Annotated in this window: 17 protein-coding genes; 7 read left to right on the forward strand and 10 right to left on the reverse strand. The window is 69.9% G+C overall.

Annotated features, from left to right (window positions below):
• Positions 1-3 precede the first annotated feature (3 nt).
• From ACTWQA_RS24345 to ACTWQA_RS24375, 7 genes are all read right to left on the reverse strand, one after another.
• A complete protein-coding gene (locus ACTWQA_RS24345; RefSeq protein ID WP_443161422.1) occupies positions 4-726 on the reverse strand; it encodes a hypothetical protein in 723 nt (240 codons plus the stop codon).
• 137 nt (positions 727-863) lie between these two features.
• A complete protein-coding gene (tsaE, locus tag ACTWQA_RS24350; RefSeq protein WP_443161423.1) occupies positions 864-1,322 on the reverse strand; it encodes a tRNA (adenosine(37)-N6)-threonylcarbamoyltransferase complex ATPase subunit type 1 TsaE in 459 nt (152 codons plus the stop codon).
• The gene (locus ACTWQA_RS24355; RefSeq protein WP_443161424.1) at positions 1,319-2,371 is read right to left on the reverse strand and encodes an alpha/beta fold hydrolase; all 1,053 of its coding nucleotides are present in this window, start codon (positions 2,369-2,371) and stop codon (positions 1,319-1,321) included. The genes tsaE and ACTWQA_RS24355 overlap by 4 nt, the downstream gene beginning before the upstream one ends.
• Positions 2,372-2,385: 14 nt before the next feature.
• Entirely contained in the window at positions 2,386-3,513 is a 1,128-nt protein-coding gene (gene alr / locus ACTWQA_RS24360) for an alanine racemase (protein WP_443161446.1), read from the reverse strand.
• 271 nt (positions 3,514-3,784) lie between these two features.
• On the reverse strand, positions 3,785-5,236 hold the full coding sequence (locus ACTWQA_RS24365) for an NAD(P)H-hydrate dehydratase (RefSeq protein ID WP_443161425.1): 1,452 nt from the start codon (positions 5,234-5,236) through the stop codon (positions 3,785-3,787).
• A 9-nt stretch (positions 5,237-5,245) separates the two neighbouring features.
• Complete coding sequence (locus ACTWQA_RS24370; protein WP_305924433.1) at positions 5,246-5,596, reverse strand: holo-ACP synthase; 351 nt, start codon at positions 5,594-5,596, stop codon at positions 5,246-5,248.
• 13 nt (positions 5,597-5,609) lie between these two features.
• Positions 5,610-7,019 (reverse strand): alkaline phosphatase PhoX, encoded by a 1,410-nt coding sequence (locus ACTWQA_RS24375; protein WP_443161426.1) that lies wholly within the window; start codon positions 7,017-7,019, stop codon positions 5,610-5,612.
• Positions 7,020-7,152: 133 nt separating this feature from the next.
• Between ACTWQA_RS24375 and coaA the strand changes: the two genes are divergently transcribed.
• From coaA to ACTWQA_RS24405, 6 genes are read left to right on the forward strand one after another with little or no spacing between them, the layout of a single operon-like run.
• Positions 7,153-8,055, forward strand: coding sequence for a type I pantothenate kinase (gene coaA, locus ACTWQA_RS24380; RefSeq protein WP_443161447.1), 903 nt, complete (start codon positions 7,153-7,155; stop codon positions 8,053-8,055).
• Between the two features lie 57 nt (positions 8,056-8,112).
• Entirely contained in the window at positions 8,113-9,039 is a 927-nt protein-coding gene (locus ACTWQA_RS24385) for a DUF389 domain-containing protein (protein WP_443161427.1), read from the forward strand.
• A 40-nt stretch (positions 9,040-9,079) separates the two neighbouring features.
• Positions 9,080-9,988 carry an ABC transporter ATP-binding protein gene (locus ACTWQA_RS24390; RefSeq protein WP_443161428.1) on the forward strand — a complete coding sequence of 303 codons (909 nt, stop codon included), beginning with the start codon at positions 9,080-9,082 and terminating at the stop codon, positions 9,986-9,988.
• Positions 9,981-10,838 carry an ABC transporter permease gene (locus ACTWQA_RS24395; RefSeq protein ID WP_443161429.1) on the forward strand — a complete coding sequence of 286 codons (858 nt, stop codon included), beginning with the start codon at positions 9,981-9,983 and terminating at the stop codon, positions 10,836-10,838. The genes ACTWQA_RS24390 and ACTWQA_RS24395 overlap by 8 nt, the downstream gene beginning before the upstream one ends.
• Positions 10,835-11,749 (forward strand): ABC transporter ATP-binding protein, encoded by a 915-nt coding sequence (locus tag ACTWQA_RS24400; RefSeq protein ID WP_443161430.1) that lies wholly within the window; start codon positions 10,835-10,837, stop codon positions 11,747-11,749. Before ACTWQA_RS24395 ends, ACTWQA_RS24400 begins: the two co-directional genes overlap by 4 nt.
• Positions 11,750-12,463, forward strand: coding sequence for an ABC transporter permease subunit (locus ACTWQA_RS24405; RefSeq protein ID WP_327585739.1), 714 nt, complete (start codon positions 11,750-11,752; stop codon positions 12,461-12,463).
• Positions 12,464-12,501: 38 nt separating this feature from the next.
• Here ACTWQA_RS24405 and glmM read toward each other — a convergent pair whose 3' ends face one another.
• Genes glmM through rplM form a run of 3 tightly spaced genes read right to left on the reverse strand, consistent with a single transcriptional unit; the run spans position 12,502 to position 14,845 of the window.
• Positions 12,502-13,851 (reverse strand): phosphoglucosamine mutase, encoded by a 1,350-nt coding sequence (glmM, locus tag ACTWQA_RS24410; protein ID WP_327585740.1) that lies wholly within the window; start codon positions 13,849-13,851, stop codon positions 12,502-12,504.
• Between the two features lie 2 nt (positions 13,852-13,853).
• Entirely contained in the window at positions 13,854-14,375 is a 522-nt protein-coding gene (gene rpsI, locus ACTWQA_RS24415; protein ID WP_443161431.1) for a 30S ribosomal protein S9, read from the reverse strand.
• Positions 14,376-14,401: 26 nt separating this feature from the next.
• A complete protein-coding gene (gene rplM / locus ACTWQA_RS24420) occupies positions 14,402-14,845 on the reverse strand; it encodes a 50S ribosomal protein L13 (protein WP_305924424.1) in 444 nt (147 codons plus the stop codon).
• 386 nt (positions 14,846-15,231) lie between these two features.
• On the opposite strand from rplM, the gene ACTWQA_RS24425 reads away from it, so the two are divergent.
• Positions 15,232-15,921, forward strand: a complete 690-nt coding sequence (locus tag ACTWQA_RS24425; RefSeq protein ID WP_443161432.1) for a CAP domain-containing protein — start codon at positions 15,232-15,234, stop codon at positions 15,919-15,921.
• Positions 15,922-15,942: the final 21 nt, after the last annotated feature.

The raw sequence follows: 15,942 nt of genomic DNA on the forward strand, positions 1-15,942 counted from the left end.
GTGTTATGCCCGGTTACGCCGCTTGACCGCGAAGGCGATGCCGCCGGCCAGGGCCAGGGCGATCAGCACGCCCGCAGGGCCGAGCGGGATCGAGGACTCGTCACTGACGTCCTGCGCGTACGTGCCGCCGCCGCCGGCCCTGGGCGCCTTGGTCGGCACGTTGGTCGGCAGCGCCTCGCCCGAGACGACCCGCAGCCGGGCCGTGCCCATGTCGTTGGTGCCGTCACACTTGACGTTGACGGTGTACGTGCCGCGTCTGACCGTTCCCCCGACCTGCGCCGAGCCGCGCACCCAGGGTGAGCCGCCGGCGGCGCCGGTCGGTGTGGGGGAGCTCCCGCCCGAGGGCACCGGGTCGAGCGTGGCGCCGCTGACGAACGCCGTGGACGTGGCGGTGCCGGTGTGCGCGGGACCACCGCTCGGGAGCGGGCAGTTGGCCAGGATCCACACCGTCGAGGTCTGGCCGGCCGTGACACGGTCGGGGTTGAGCTGGACCTGGATGGTGGGCCGGGTGACGCTCGGTTGCGGGCTGGCCGACGTCGGGGTGGCTGTGGGGGTCCCACCCGGGGTGGTGGCCGTGCCGGTGGCTGTGGGTGTCGGTGTGGCTGTGGGGGTGGTTTCGGCCGAGGCCGTGCAGCCGGTCGTCAGACCGACCATGACGATGGCTCCCGCGTACGCGACTCGCCTGACCCTGAGCACCGGCCGCACCCCACTTTGCCGTCTTGCCACCAGCATCCACCCAAAACGTGGATGTCGCCCCTCCTGATACCCAGAAAATCTGGGCGAATCCCTAGCCAACGATCATGATTTACATCATCGGCCCGGTACGTCAAGAGTGCCAGCTTTGCCGGGGATTGATCGAGATTTTAATCTTCTAGCCGATCAAACGGCGTGTCGGCCCATCGCGGGCCCACGGCGCGCAACGTCAGGATCCTGACCTCGTCGCCGGCCTCGCGGTCGATGTGGACCTCCAGCCGGTCCTCGGACAGGCCCTCGACCAGGCCTTCGCCCCACTCGACGACCGTGACGGACTCATCCAGCGAGGTGTCCAGGTCCAGGTCGTCCACTTCCAGGTCGCCGCCCAGCCGGTAAGCGTCGGCGTGCACCAGCGGCGGGCCCTGGTGCAACGACGGGTGCACCCGGGCGATCACGAACGTGGGCGAGGTGATGGGCCCGCGTACTTTGAGTCCTTCGGCGAGCCCCTGCACGAGCGTGGTCTTGCCGGCGCCGAGCGGCCCGGACAGCACGACCAGGTCGCCGGCGCGCAGGAACGCGGCCAGGCGGGCGCCGTACGCGCGCATGTCCTCGGCGCTCGCCGCCCTCACTCGTCTTCCACCCGCTTGACCAGGTCGCGCAGCGCGTCGTTGACGACGCCGGGGCGTTCGAGCTGGATCAGATGGGAGGTGTCGGGCACCTCCGTCAGCTGGGCTTTAGGCAGCGCGGCGGCCATGGCCCTGCTGTGATCGGGCGGGGTCAGCCAGTCCCGGTCGCCGACCACGATCGCGGTCGGCACGGGGTCGAGCACGTGCAGGGCGGACAGCTTGTCGTGGTTCATCAGCGCCGGGTAGAAGTCGGCGACCACCTCGGTCGGCGTCGCCCTGATCATGGATTCGGCGAAGTCGACGACGGTGGGACTGATGTTCTTGGAGTCGCCGAAGCCGATGAAGCGGGTGATCAGGAAGGCGATGTCGCTGCCGGCGCTGCGGGTCCTGTCGACCAGTGAGCCTCGCTTGCCCAACATTGAGACCGTGGACGGCGCGACCTTGTGCACGACCTTGGAGACCATCGCCGGCAGGCCCAGCGTCAGCTCGGCCAGCTTGCCCGCCGAGGTCGCGATGAGCGCCACGGCGCGGATCTTCTCGCCGAACAGATCCGGATAGCGGTCGGCGAGCGCCATGATCGTCATGCCGCCCATGGAGTGGCCGACCAGCACGCACGGGCCCGGCACGAACTCCTCGATCACCTCGGCGAGGTCCTCACCCAGCCGGTCGATCGTGCTGTCGTCGGCGCCGGCACGCTGGGAGCGGCCGTGCGAGCGCTGGTCCCACAGGACGACGCGGTAGTTCTCGCGCAGGTCCTTGCGCTGGTAGTGCCAGGACTCCAGGCTGAGACAGTAGCCGTGACAGAGCACAATGGTCAGCGGGGCGTCCTCGGGACCGTCGATCTCCACATGCAGCGCCACCCCGTCGGAGGTGACGAGCGTGCGCTCCCTGCCCCGCAGCTCGCCGAACGGCTCGCTGGCCTCGGTGTCGGGGCGCAGCCTGATCCGGCCGACCGCGTAGCGCTTGGCCAGCGCCGCCGCCGCGACACCGGCGGACGCCGCGCCGACGAGCGCGCCGGCGATCCCTACCCTGCGCCGTGTTGTCGTCGTCATCTCCCCGATCCTTCTTATGCCCGACCCTGGTAAACCCGCGGCACTCGCGAGCCGATCCTCGTCACGATTTCATGCGTGATCGTGCCGAGCGTATCCGCCCACTCCTGAGCGGTCGGCTCGCCCCCGTCACCGGGGCCGAACAGCACGACCTCCTCGCCCGCCGCGAGCGGGTCGTCACCCATGTCGATCATGAACTGGTCCATGCACACCCGGCCGGCGATCAGCCTGCGGCGGCCGCCCGCCAGCACCTCGGCCCTGCCCGTGGCGTGCCTGAGTATGCCGTCGGCGTAGCCGAGCGGGACGAGTCCGAGCGTGGTCTCGCGGTCGGTGACGTAGAGGTGCGCGTAGGACACCCCCGAGCCCTCAGGGACCCGCTTGACCAGCCCGACCTGAGCGGTGAGCGTCATGGCCGGCCGGAGGCCGAAGTCGCCCAGCTCGGGGATCGGGCTCAGGCCGTACATCGCGATGCCGGACCTGACCAGGTCGTAGCGGGCTTCGGGGAGCGTCACGATGGCGGCGGAGTTGGAGATGTGCCTGATCACGTGGGAGCCGGCCGCGCCTGCCTGCTCGGCCAGCTTCAGCGCGGCCTCGAACGCCTCCAGCTGCTGCTGGATCGACGGGTGACCGGGGATGTCGGCGCAGGCGAAGTGGGACCAGAGGCCGACGATCTCGATGACGCCCTCGGCCCGCAGCTCCAGAGCCCTGGCCAGCAACGGCGGCCAGGTGGCGAGCGGCGAGCCGCCCCTGCTCATGCCGGTGTCGGCCTCCAGGTGCAGCTTCGCGGTGCGTCCCGTGCGCCGGGCGGCGGCGGCGATCTCGTCGAGCAGCCGCTCGTCGGCGGCCGACAGCTCGACGTCCTGCGCCAGCGCCTCATCGAGCGGCTCGCCCGGCGTGATGAGCCAGGCCAGGATCGGCGCGGTCACACCGCCCGCGCGCAACTCCAGCGCCTCCCTGACGAACGCGGTGCCGAGCCGGCTCGCGCCCCCCTCCAGCACGGCCGCGGAGCACGGCACCAGGCCATGTCCGTAGGCGTCCGCCTTGACGGCGCCCATCAGCTCGGTGCCGGCCGCCCGCTCCTTGAGCAGGGCCACGTTGTGTCTGATCGCGGCCAAGTCCACCCGTGCCTGCGCGGGCGTGGCCATCGAGGAGTACATCCTTCTAGTGTGGCAGCTCAGACGTGTGGTCGAGCGCGATTCGCACCGCTCACGCCGCTGCCCCGGGACTTTCGCCCCACATCACCCCGCCTCGCCCGCAGATCGCATGCGCCGGGCACAAGCCGCCCCGCCCGCAGAACGCATGAGCCGGGCAAGCCGCCCCGCCCGCAGAACGCATGAGCCGGGCAAGCCGCCCCGCCCGCAGAACGCACGCGCCGGGCAAGCCGCCCTGCCCGGCACGGGCACGCCGTGCGGCCCGTCAGGTGTTGTCGGTGCTCACCGCTCGCATGGCCGCCGGGATCGCCGTAGCGACGTCGGCCGCCGCGAGCGGGGCGCCGTCGGCGGCCAGGCGGCCGGCCAGCCCGTGCAGGTATGCCGCACAGGCCGCGGCGTCGTAGCAGCTCAGCCCTTGGGCGAGCAGCGCGCCCGCCACGCCGGACAGCACGTCGCCGGTGCCGCCGGTGGCCAGCCAGGACGTGCCGGTGCCGTTGACGCGTACCGGCCTGGAGTCCTCGGCGATCATCGTGGTCGACCCCTTGAGCAGCACGGTCACGCCCAGCTCGGCGGCCGCCCGGCGGGTGTGCTCCAGCCTGGCGGCCTCGATGTCGTCGCGGTCGGCCCGGATCAGCCTGGCCAGCTCCCCGGCGTGCGGCGTGATCAGCACCGGCGCGCTGCGGAACAGCAGCGAGCGTTCCCTGGCCACCAGCGTCAGCGCGTCGGCATCGATCAGCACCGGCACCTGCGACTCGAGCACCCTGGTCGCCAGCTCGTGCGCCCAGTCGTCGGTGCCGAGTCCCGGCCCGAGCACCCAGGCCTGCACCCGCCCGACGTCATCGATCGAAGGCCGCTCCAGCTGGGTGATCACCGCCTCCGGCCAGTGCGCGCGCACCTGCGCCACGGGGGCGGCCGGCCCGGCGTAGCGCACCATGCCCGCCCCGGCACGCAGCGCCCCGCCCACGGCGAGCACCGCGGCGCCCGTGTACAGATCGCTTCCGGCCGCGACGCCCAGCACGCCCCTGCGGTATTTGTCCGACTCCTTGCCCGGGCGCGGCAGTAGGACGTCCACATCGCCGTCGGTGAGCGCGGCCACGTCGGGGTCGGGCAGATAGGACCCGAGCCCGATGTCCACCAGCTCGACCCTCCCCGCGCAGTCGGCTCCGGGATCGACGAGCAGTCCCGTCTTGTAGGCGCCCATGGTGACGGTCACCCGGGCGCGCACGGCCGTCCCCTGCACCTGCCCGGTGCTCGCGTCGACACCGCTCGGCACGTCCACCGCGACGATCGGGCCGCGGGCCGCGTTCGCCTCCTGGACAAGCTCACGGTACGGCTCCCGCAGCCCCCCGCTCGCCCCGATCCCGACGAGCCCGTCGACGATCAGGTCGGCCCGGTCGAGCGCCGCCAGGTCGACCACTCGCCCGCCGCCCTCCTGAAACGCCGCCAGGCCCGCCTGGTGCGTCCTGGACCCGGCCAGGATGGCGCCCACCCACGCCCCGCGCCTGGCCAGGCGCTCACCGGCGTAGAGCGCGTCGCCGCCGTTGTCGCCGCTGCCGACGAGGAGCACGACGCGTTTGCCGTAGACGCTGCCGAGCAGGTCGGCGCAGACGGCGGCGAGCCCGGCGGCGGCCCGCTGCATGAGCGTGCCCGGCGGCAGCTTCGCCATGAGCACCTGCTCGGCGGCCCGGATCTGGTCGGCGGTGTAGGCAGTGCGCATGATCCGAAGCTATCCCTCCGCGATCACATAGGCCACGGCCACCCCCGCGTCGTGGCTGAGCGACACGTGCCAGCGCTTGACCCCGAGGTCGTAGGCGACCTCTGCGGCCTTGCCGGTGACCCGCAACTCCGGCTTGCCCAGCTCGTCGCAGCGCACCTCCGCCTCCAGGTGCCCCAGCCCCTTGGGCGCGCCGAGCGCCTTGGCGACGGCTTCCTTGGCGGCGAACCTGGCGGCCAGCGAGTGCACCGGGAGCGGCCGCTCGAGGTCGGTGAACAGCCGCTCGCGCAGCTGCGGCGTACGTTCGAGCGCCGCCTCGAAGCGGGCGATGTCCACGACGTCCACGCCGATGCCCAGGATCACCGTCCCAGGTTACTCAAAACAGTCCGCGCTCCCACGGGCCCCAGATCGCGATGGATCTGCCCTGTTTGGCCTGAACGTTGACGTACAGCGTGTGGCCGCCCGGCCCGAACGTGGAGCCCGCGAACTCGGCGCCCGGGTCGCCACTGATCGGCTCCAGACGGCAGAAGTCGAAGATCTGCCCCGACCTGGTGAGTCCGCGCAGGTAGTTGGCGCCCTCGCCGTCCTCGCACAACACCAGCGTGCCGCGTCTGCTGACCGTCACGTTGTCGGGCAGGTCGAGCGCCGTGGAGCGCGGCGACTCGTAGACGAGCTTGAGCCGGCCGCTCCACGTCTCGTACCCCCACACCTGCCCCCGGCCCTTGCCGAACCCCGACGGCGGCGGGTCGGCGGGATCGGTGTCGCCGCCCTGCGTGGAGACGAAGTAGACCGTCCCCTGGTGGAAGACCGCGCCCTCCAGCCTGGAGAAGATCGCCGCCCCCTGGGCCCGGCCCTGGCGGCCGACGGCCTGCACGACCTCGTCGTTGGACGGCTTGCCGCGGAAGTCGGGGTCGGGGTCGCCGATGTCCACCCACACGGTCGTGTACGCGGCTCCAGGCTCCTGCCCCAGCGACAGGTCCTTGCGCTTGGCGCCCTTGACGGCGAGCATCTGCAGCCGGCCGCCGTCGAGCAGCTTCCCGGCCAGGACCGGGTGCTTCGGCGGCAGATACCGGTAGAACCCGGAGGGAAAGCCGAAGTTGTCCTCGGTCAGGTAAATCGCGCCCGTCGACGGGTCGAAGGCCGCCGACTCGTGCGGGAAGCGCCCCGCCGACCTGATCGGCCTGGCCGTGGCCGCGCGGCCGACCGGGACCTCGAAGATGTAGCCGTGCTTCTCGGTCAGCCTGGAGTTGTCGCCGCCGGAGAAGTCGTCGGCCACGTCGGGGCCGTTGACCGTCTCCTCGCAGCTCACCCAGGCGCGCCACGCCATGGGACCGCCCGAGCAGTTCATCATCGTGCCGTTCAGCGACGGCCCACTCTTGATCACCTCGCCGTAGCGAGTGACCCGCAGGGTCGACGTGCCGCCGCCGGCCATCGGGTCGTAGGCCCTGTCCTTGTCGCCGAACGCGCCGACGGGCCCGTTGACCTCATGGTTGCGGATCAGGATCGTGCTGCCGCCGGGACCGGAGAAGGCCGCCATGCCGTCGTGCCGGCCCGGCACGGCCGACCCGTCGCTGAACTTCTCGCCCGCGGCGCTGAACGAGCGGTATTTGAACCCCTCGGGCAGGTGCAGCCGCACCTTGCCGTCCCGCAGGTCGCGTACGGGACGCAGCGGCCCGTACGCGCCGGGCGCCGCCTTGGCCCCACCCTGCGCTCCTGCGCACGCGACGCCGGCGAAGGGACCGGCGATGCCGGCCACCACATGGGAGAGGAAGCGTCGACGATGCACAATCTGAGACGGTATCCCTTTCCCCGAACTGAATCTCGGTAATCCCACGTCTTTATCCACAGCTTGTGGACACACCCCGCCCGACGGCCGGTTTGCCGACGATCGCTACGCTGCCTAGGTGAATAACGGCTACGTGGAACTGAGCAGGGAGCGGTGGAGCGAGCTCCGCAAGAACACGCCCTTGACTCTCACCGCAGGAGAGCTGGAAGAGCTGCGCGGCGTCGACGACCCCATCGATCTCAACGAAGTCACCGACATCTATCTCCCGCTGACCCGGCTGCTCAACCTGCACTTCACCGGATCCAAGCGACGCAGCAGCGTGCTGAGCGCGTTCCTCGGACATCCCGAGCAGCGTGTCCCCTACATCCTGGGCTTGGCGGGCAGCGTCGCGGTGGGCAAGTCGACGACGGCGCGGCTGCTGCACACGCTGCTGGCCCGCTGGCCCGAGCACCCGCACGTGGAGCTGATCACCACCGACAGCTTCCTCTACCCGAACGCGGTGCTGGAGGCCAAGGGGATCATGCATCGCAAGGGCTTCCCGGAGAGCTACGACCGGCGGGCGCTGGTCAGGTTCGTAGCGGAGGTGAAGGCCGGCGCGGCGGAGATCCACGCCCCTGTGTACAGCCACCTCGAGTACGACATCGTCCCCGGCACCACCCAGACCGTGAAAAGTCCTGACATCCTGATCATCGAGGGCCTCAACGTCCTCCAGCCCGCCCCACCCACCTCCCTCGCCGTCAACGACTACTTCGACTTCTCCATCTATGTCGACGCCAAGGTCGAGGACATCCGCACCTGGTACGTCGAACGTTTCCACAAGCTCCGCCGGACGGCCTTCGAGGACCCGAAGTCGTACTTCCGGCACATCGCGGATATGTCCTACGACGAGGCCACCACCTTCGCGGTCAACGTCTGGCGCGACATCAACGAGCGCAACCTGGTCGAGAACATCGCCCCCACGAGGGGCCGCGCCGACCTCGTGCTGCAGAAGGGCGCCGACCACTCGGTCCGGCGGGTGCGGCTTCGCCGAACCTGAGCGCCTCGGATACGCGCATCAAACCGATGTCAACGTTCGATGGACAACAATGGGCGAGTGCTACATCTGCGACTGATCAGCCCGCCCGCGCGCACCGATGAGGTGACGGCGGTGTTGGAGGACTGCCCCGGCGTCACCAACATCGTCGTCCTGCCCGGCGCCGCCCGCGAGCCGAAGGGCGATGTGGTCTTCTGCGACGCGGCCAGGGAGTCGGCGAACGAGGTGATCGGCCGGCTCAAGTGGCTGGAGAACGAGGGCTCCATCGCCATCGAGCGGGTCGATCTGTCGCTGTCGAAGGCCGCGGAGGAGGCCGTCGAGGAGGCGCCGGGCGAGCCCGACGACGCGGTGATCTGGGAGGAGCTGGCGCAACGCGTCTCCGCCGACTCCCGCATCACGTGGGCGTACCTGGCCTTCCTCGCCGTCGCCACGCAGATCGCCGGCATCGGCATCCTGCAGAACTCGCCCATTCTGATCGTCGGCGCGATGGTGCTCGGGCCGGAGTTCGGCGCGGTCGCGGCCATCTGCTTCGGCCTGCTGCAACGCCGGTGGGGCCTGATCACGACCTCGCTCAATACCCTGGCCGTGGGGTTCGCGGTGGCCATCGCGATCACCTTCGCGTGCGCGCTCGTGTCCACGTGGTTCGGCTGGATCGGGGACGCCAACCTCTGGACGAACGCGGAGGTGCAGTTCATCGTCAAGCCCGACAAATGGTCGTTCATCGTGGCGCTGCTGGCCGGCGCGGCCGGTGTGCTGTCGATCACGGCAGGCAAGTCGTCGGCCCTGGTCGGCGTCTTCATCTCGGTCACCACGGTGCCCGCGGCCGGCTATGTGGCCGTGGCCCTGGCGCTGGGCCACTGGCTGGAGGTCGGCACTTCGGTCGGGCAACTCGCGGTCAACATCGCCGGAATGATCCTTTCGGGCACGGCGACGCTCGCGGTCCAGCGCAGATTCTGGCCTCAAGTAGGACGACGTTCATCCCTATGACCGAGGCCACGGCCCTGACCGCCCAGGTAGGGTCCGGCACATGCACATCCTCGCCACCGAGGGGCTGACCAAACGGTTCCCCACCGTCACCGCGGTCGACCAGCTATCGGTCACCGTGGGACCCGGAGTCACCGGTCTGGTAGGGGCCAACGGCGCCGGCAAGTCGACGCTGATCAAGATCCTGCTCGGCCTGCTGCCGCCCACCGGCGGCGCGGCGCGCGTGCTCGATCTGGACGTCACCGCCCAGGGCGCCGAGATCCGCAGGCTCGTCGGCTACATGCCGGAGCACGAATGCCTGCCGCCCGACGTCTCCGCCACCGAGTTAGTCGTCCACCTCGCACAGATGTCCGGGCTGCCGCGTACGGCCGCCCGCGAGCGCGCCGCCGACGTGCTGCGCCACGTCGGCCTGGCCGAAGAGCGCTACCGGCCCATCGGCGGTTACTCCACGGGCATGAAGCAGCGGGTCAAGCTGGCCCAGGCCCTCGTCCACGACCCCAAGCTGATCTTCCTCGACGAGCCGACCAACGGGCTCGACCCGCGCGGCCGCGACGAGATGCTCATGCTGATCAGGCGCATCGGCACCGAGTTCGGCATCAGCGTCCTGGTCACCTCGCACCTGCTGGGCGAGCTCGAGCGCATCTGCGACCACGTGATCGTCATCGACGCCGGGCGGCTGCTGCGCTCCTCGGCCATCGGCGAGTTCACGCAGGCCACGCAGACCGTCACGGTGGAGGTCGACGAGGGCATGGATCCGCTCGCGGCCCGCCTGGCCGAGGCCGGGCAGACGGTCTCGCAGCAGGGCCGCATGCTGGTGGTCAAGGTGGAGGGGCCCGAGACGTACGACGCGATCAGGGACGCCGCCGCCGACCTCGACCTCTGCCTGATCCGCCTGGAGCAGGGGCGTCACCGCATCGAGGACGTCTTCAGGGAGGAGGTCGCGGGTGTCTGAGATCTACGACATCGGCTACCGGCACTACGACGGCCCCCGGCTGGGGCGGGGCTACTCGACCAGGGCGCTGGCCGTGCACAGCCTGCGTGGCGTCTTCGGTCTGGGCCGCCCGGCCCGCAGCAAGATCATTCCGTTCGCCCTGTTCACCATCATGCTGCTGCCTGCCGTGGTGAACATCGCCATGATGGCCCTGCTCCAGCAGCGCGGCATCCCCTACAGCGGATTCGCGGTCGCCATGCAGCCCGTGGTGGCGATCTTCCTGGCCTCGCAGGCCCCCACCGTCGTCGCCCCCGACCTGCGCTTCCGCGTCCTGCCGCTCTACCTGTCGCGTCCGGTCTCGATCACCGAGTACGTCGCCGCCAAGGTCGCCGCAATGACCGTGGCGCTGTTCCTGCTGGTCGCGGTGCCCCTCACGCTGATCTACGTGGGCGAGCTGGTCGTGGACATGCCCGGCCCGCCAGCCACAGGCGAGTACGCTGGCGCCCTGGTCATGGCCGTGGTGCTGGCGCTGCTGCTGTCGGTGATCGGGTTGGCGCTGGCCTCGTTCACGCCGAGGCGCGGACTCGGCGTGGCCTCGGTGATCGTCGTCTACCTGCTGTCGTCGGCGGCGGTCCCGATGGTCTACGGCATCTTGGCCGAGTCCGGCAACGAGGAGGGCGCCGCCTGGGCGTGGTTGCTGAACCCGTTCTGGCTGGTCGACTCTGTACAGTCCTGGTTGTTCGGCACCCCGTCGCACGCCCTCGAGGGCACCTATCCCAGCGGCCCTGCCCCTGCGGCCATCCTCGTGGTGCTGCTCGGCCTCGGCCTGGCCGCCCTCGCGCTGCGTTACAGGAAGGCGGCCTCGCGATGAAGATCGAGCTCTCGCAGGTGTCCCGCTGGTACGGCAACGTGGTGGCGGTCAACGACGTGACGATGACGATCGGCCCGGGCGTGACGGGCCTGCTCGGCCCGAACGGCGCGGGCAAGTCGACGCTCCTGCACATGATGGCCGGCTTCCTGTCGCCGTCCGGCGGCACGGTGACGCTGGACGGCAGCAAGGCCTGGAAGAACCACCACATCTACCGAAATATCGGCCTAGTCCCGGAACGGGAAGGTGTGTATGGCTTCCTGACCGGCTGGCAGTTCGTACTCTCGGCCGCCCGCCTGCACGGGCTGCCCGACCCGGTCGAGGCCGCCCGCAAGGCGCTGGCCACGGTGGAGATGGAGGAGCCGAAGGACCGCCGCGTGGAGACGTACTCGAAGGGCATGCGCCAGCGCGTCAAGGTGGCCGCGGCGCTCGTCCACGACCCCCCGGTGCTCCTGCTCGACGAGCCGTTCAACGGCATGGACCCGCGCCAGCGCCTCCACCTGATGGACCTGATCCGCGCGATGGGCACGGCCGGCAAGACCATCCTGTTCAGCTCCCACATCCTGGAGGAGGTGGAGCGGGTCGCCCAGCACATCGAGGTCCTGGTGGCGGGGCGGCACGCGGCGTCGGGCAACTTCCGCGAGATCAGGCGGCTGATGACGGACCGGCCCCACCTGTTCTTGATCCGTTCGAGCGACGACAGGAAACTCGCCGCCGCACTCATCCGCGACCACTCGGCCGGAGGCATCACCCTCCGCCCCGACGGCTTGGAGGTCCAGGCGACCGAGTTCCGCCGCTTCGCCCGCCTCCTGCCCAAGCTGGCCCAGGCGGAAGGCGTACGCCTGCACCAGGTCTCCCCAGCCGACGAGGACCTGGAAAGCGTCTTCTCCTACCTGATCAACCGGAGCACCTGAATGAACACAGTGGTTGCGGGGATTACGTACCGCGCCTTGCTGGGCCGCCGCCGGATCATCCTGCTGCTCCTGCTGCCCCTGGCCCTCGTCAGCATGGCCGTGTTGTTCCGCCTGCTCGGCGAGGGCGACCAGGACACGGCCGTCGTGCTGTCGAAATTCGCCATCGGCACCGTGCTGCCGCTGCTCGGCGTGATCGCGGGCACCGGCGTCATCGCCCCGGAGATCGACGACGGCACCATCATCCACCTGATGTCCAAGCCGATCTCTCGCCCGCTGATCGTCCAGACGAAGTTCCTGGTGGCGGCCTCGGTACTGGTCTTGTTCGGCGCCGTGCCGACGTACTTCGCGGCCTGGCTCCTGGTCAGCAACGAGGACGGCATCGCCGCTGGCTTCGCGCTGGGCGCCCTGGTGGCCGGCATCGCCTACGCCGCCGTCTTCCTGCTGCTGGGCATCGTCACCCGGCACGCGGTCACGATCGGCGTAATCTACGCCTTGGTGTGGGAGACCGTGGTGGGCAATGTCATCACGGGGGCGCGGAAGTTCTCGATTCAGCACTGGGGCACGACGATCGCCGACCAGATCTCGGCCTCGCCGTTCTTCCGGGCCGACGTCACGCTGAGCTTCGCCGTCCCGGCCCTGATCATCGTGACGGTCGGCGGCGTCTTCTGGGCAGGCCAGCGCCTGCGGGCCTTCTCACTCACGGGCGACGAATAAAAAAATCGGGTACGGCACGTCAAACGTGCCGTACCCGATCAGGAAGCGCAGGCCTTGCGGACCACGTCCGCGAGGTGGCCCGCCACCTGGGTGGCGTGCTCCTCCGACGCGGCCTCGACCATGACGCGGATCATGGGCTCGGTGCCGCTCGGCCGGATCAGGACCCGGCCCGTCTCACCCAGCTCCGCCTCGGCCAGAGCAACCGCTTCGGCGAGCTCGGGCACGGACGCCTTGCCCTTGTCCACGTCCTTGACGTTGATCAGGATCTGCGGCAGCGGCGTCATCACCGAGGCCAGCTCCTTCAGCGGCACGCCTGACTTGGCCACCACGCCCAGCAGGTGGAGCGAGGTGAGCAGGCCGTCGCCGGTGGTGGCGTGGTCCAGCATGATGACGTGGCCCGACTGCTCGCCGCCCAGGTTGTAGCCGTCGGACTTCATGCGTTCGAGCACGTAGCGGTCGCCCACCGCGGTCTCCACCACGGTGATGCCCGCCTCGCGCATCGCCAGCTTGAAGCCCAGGTTGGACATGACGGTCGCGACCACGGTGTCCTTGGCCAGTAACCCTTCGCCGTGCATGGCGGCCGCGAGGATGGCCATGATGTGGTCGCCGTCGATGATCGCGCCCGTGTGGTCGACCGCCAGGCAGCGGTCGGCGTCGCCGTCGTAGGCCACGCCCAGGTCCGCCCCGCGCGAGATGACCACCTGCTGGAGCTTGTCCAAGTGAGTGGAGCCGTGGCTGGCGTTGATGTTGAGGCCGTCCGGCCGGGCGCCGATGGCCTCGACCCTGGCGCCCGCGCGGACCAGCGCCTCGGGAGCCACCATGTGAGCGGCCCCGTGAGCGCAGTCGATCACGACGTTGAGGCCGTCGAGTGCGGCGCTCATCGTGGTCAGCACGTGCGAGATGTAGCGGTCGGCCTCGCCGTACGCGTCCCGTACCCGGCCCACGCCGGAGCCGATCGGGAAGCTCCACTCCTCGCCGAGCCTGCGCTCGATCTCGTCCTCGACCGCGTCGGACAGCTTGAAGCCGCCACGGGCCAGGAACTTGATGCCGTTGTCCGGCGCCGGGTTGTGCGACGCCGACAACATGACGCCGAGGTCGGCGCCGAGCGCGGCCGTGAGGTGGGCGACGGCCGGGGTGGGCAGCACGCCGAGGCGCAGCACATCCACTCCGGACGCCGCAAGGCCGGCGACCACGGCGGCCTCGAGAAACTCTCCCGAGGCACGCGGGTCCCGGCCTACGACCGCCACCGGACGGCGTCCGGTGGCGGCGAACGCGCCTGCATCGCCGAGGACGTGGGCCGCTGCCACGGACAGGTCCATGGCGAGCTCGGCCGTGAGGTCGCGGCCTGCGACCCCGCGTACCCCGTCGGTGCCGAAAAGGCGCGCCAACGTTAGCGCTTGCTGTACTGCGGAGCCTTACGGGCCTTCTTGAGGCCGTACTTCTTCCGCTCCGTGGCGCGGGCGTCACGGGTGAGGAAGCCGGCCTTCTTCAGCGGCGGGCGGTTGACTTCGACGTCCAGGATCGCCAGGGCGCGGGACAGGCCCATGCGCAGCGCGCCGGCCTGGCCGGTCACGCCGCCGCCGTCGATGCGCGCGATGACGTCGAACGCCTCCTCGGCGCCGAGCACCACGAAGGGCTCGTTGACGATCTGCTGGTGGACCTTGTTCGGGAAGTAGGCGTCCAGCGAACGACCGTTGATCGTCCACTTGCCGGTGCCGGGGACGATGCGCACGCGGGCGATCGCCTCCTTGCGGCGGCCGGTGCCGTACGAGTTGCCCGTCGTGACGGGCTTACGCACGGGCGCCTCGGCGCTGGCGGCGGACTCAGTGGTGTACTCGGACGGGAAGTCCTCGCTGGAGATTTCCTCCAGCTCGGCCTCGACGGCCGTCTCGACACCGGTGGGCTCAGCCACGGTTCTCCTCTAACTCTTTCGAACTACTACTGGGCGATCTGGGTGATCTGGAACGGCACCGGCTGCTGGGCCTGGTGCGGGTGCTCGGAACCCGCGTAGACCTTCAGCTTCTTGATCATCTTCCGGCCGAGGGAGTTCTTGGGCAACATGCCCTTGACGGCCTTCTCGACGGCCTTGTCCGGCCGCTTCTCCATGAGCTCGCCGTACGAGACGGAACGCAGACCGCCCGGGTAGCCCGAGTGGCGGTAAGCCTTCTTCTGCTCAAGCTTGTTGCCGCTCAGCACGATCTTGTCCGCGTTGATGACGATGACGAAGTCACCGGTGTCGACGTGGTTGGCGAAGATCGGCTTGTGCTTGCCGCGGAGCAGGGTCGCGACGTGGCTGGCCAGCCGGCCCAGCACGACATCGGTCGCGTCGATGACGTACCACTGACGCTGGACGTCGGCGGGCTTCGGTGAGTACGTGCGCACGGTCGTAGCCTTCTTTATGCTCGCGTCTTCGGCGCTGTCGGATGCGACAGCTACATTGGTCGGTCGGTGCGGGCACACGGCAGCCCGGACCTTCCGTCTCCTCGCTACGGGAGATGACGCCGGACGCGCCGCGCATTGGTCGCGCTGGACCTATGCACACAACGAACGATTAGGCTACCCGCCCACAGGCGTGCTGGTCAAAAGACCGGTAACCTCGCACGAGTCTACCCGACCGCAGAACGGTTCGATTTCGTTTCCCTGGGACCCCTTCTTTCCCAGGACCCGACATCTCTATCGTTGTCAGCGGTATGCGGCAGAACTCTCACACCCGGCCAACCCAGCGGGGCGCTCGGCGCCGGAGTCATCTGGGTGTGTTGACCTGCCTCATGGCGGCGGTCTTGTTCACCGGCGTGCTGATCGGCCGGCTGACCGACGACTCCGAGCCGAACCCGCACATCTACCTCAACGGGACCGCCCCGCCCGCCGCCGCCACGGCCAACCCCGCGCCGACCACGGCGAAGAAGGCGCTGCAGCAGCTGGAGAGCATGCCACGAGAGGTCACGACCAAGAAGGTCCCGCGTGGCGCGGGCACCCCGAAGCCCACCGGCAGGACGTCCGACGGCCAGATCCCCGGCTACGACTCCCAGGACGACCCCACCCAGACGTTCACCGGTGAGCAGCCGTCCGTCGCGGTGATCCCCGGCATGGCGTCCAAGGTCGTTTCCCTCACCAACAGGGCCAGGTCCCAGCACGGCTGCGGGCCGCTCAGGGTCGACCAAGGGCTCATGCGCTCGGCGCGTACGCACTCGCTGGAGATGGCCAGGATGGGGCAGCTCACGCACAACTCCCCCGACGGCGCCTCCCCGTGGGACCGCATGGAGCGCGCCGGATACCGCTACGGCGCCGCCGAGAACATCGGCGCCGGATACAGCAGCCCCAACGAGGCGGTGCAAGGGTGGCTCGCCAGCCCCGACCACCGCAAGAACCTCCTGAACTGCCGGTTGAAGGCCATCGGCGTCGGCGTCGCCTCCGGCCCGAACGGCCCATGGTGGACTCAGGACTTCGGAACCCAATGACGCTCATCACGGTAATGTCGC

Origin of the sequence: Nonomuraea sp. 10N515B (assembly GCF_052245915.1) — a bacterium.
Lineage (GTDB): Bacteria > Actinomycetota > Actinomycetes > Streptosporangiales > Streptosporangiaceae > Nonomuraea.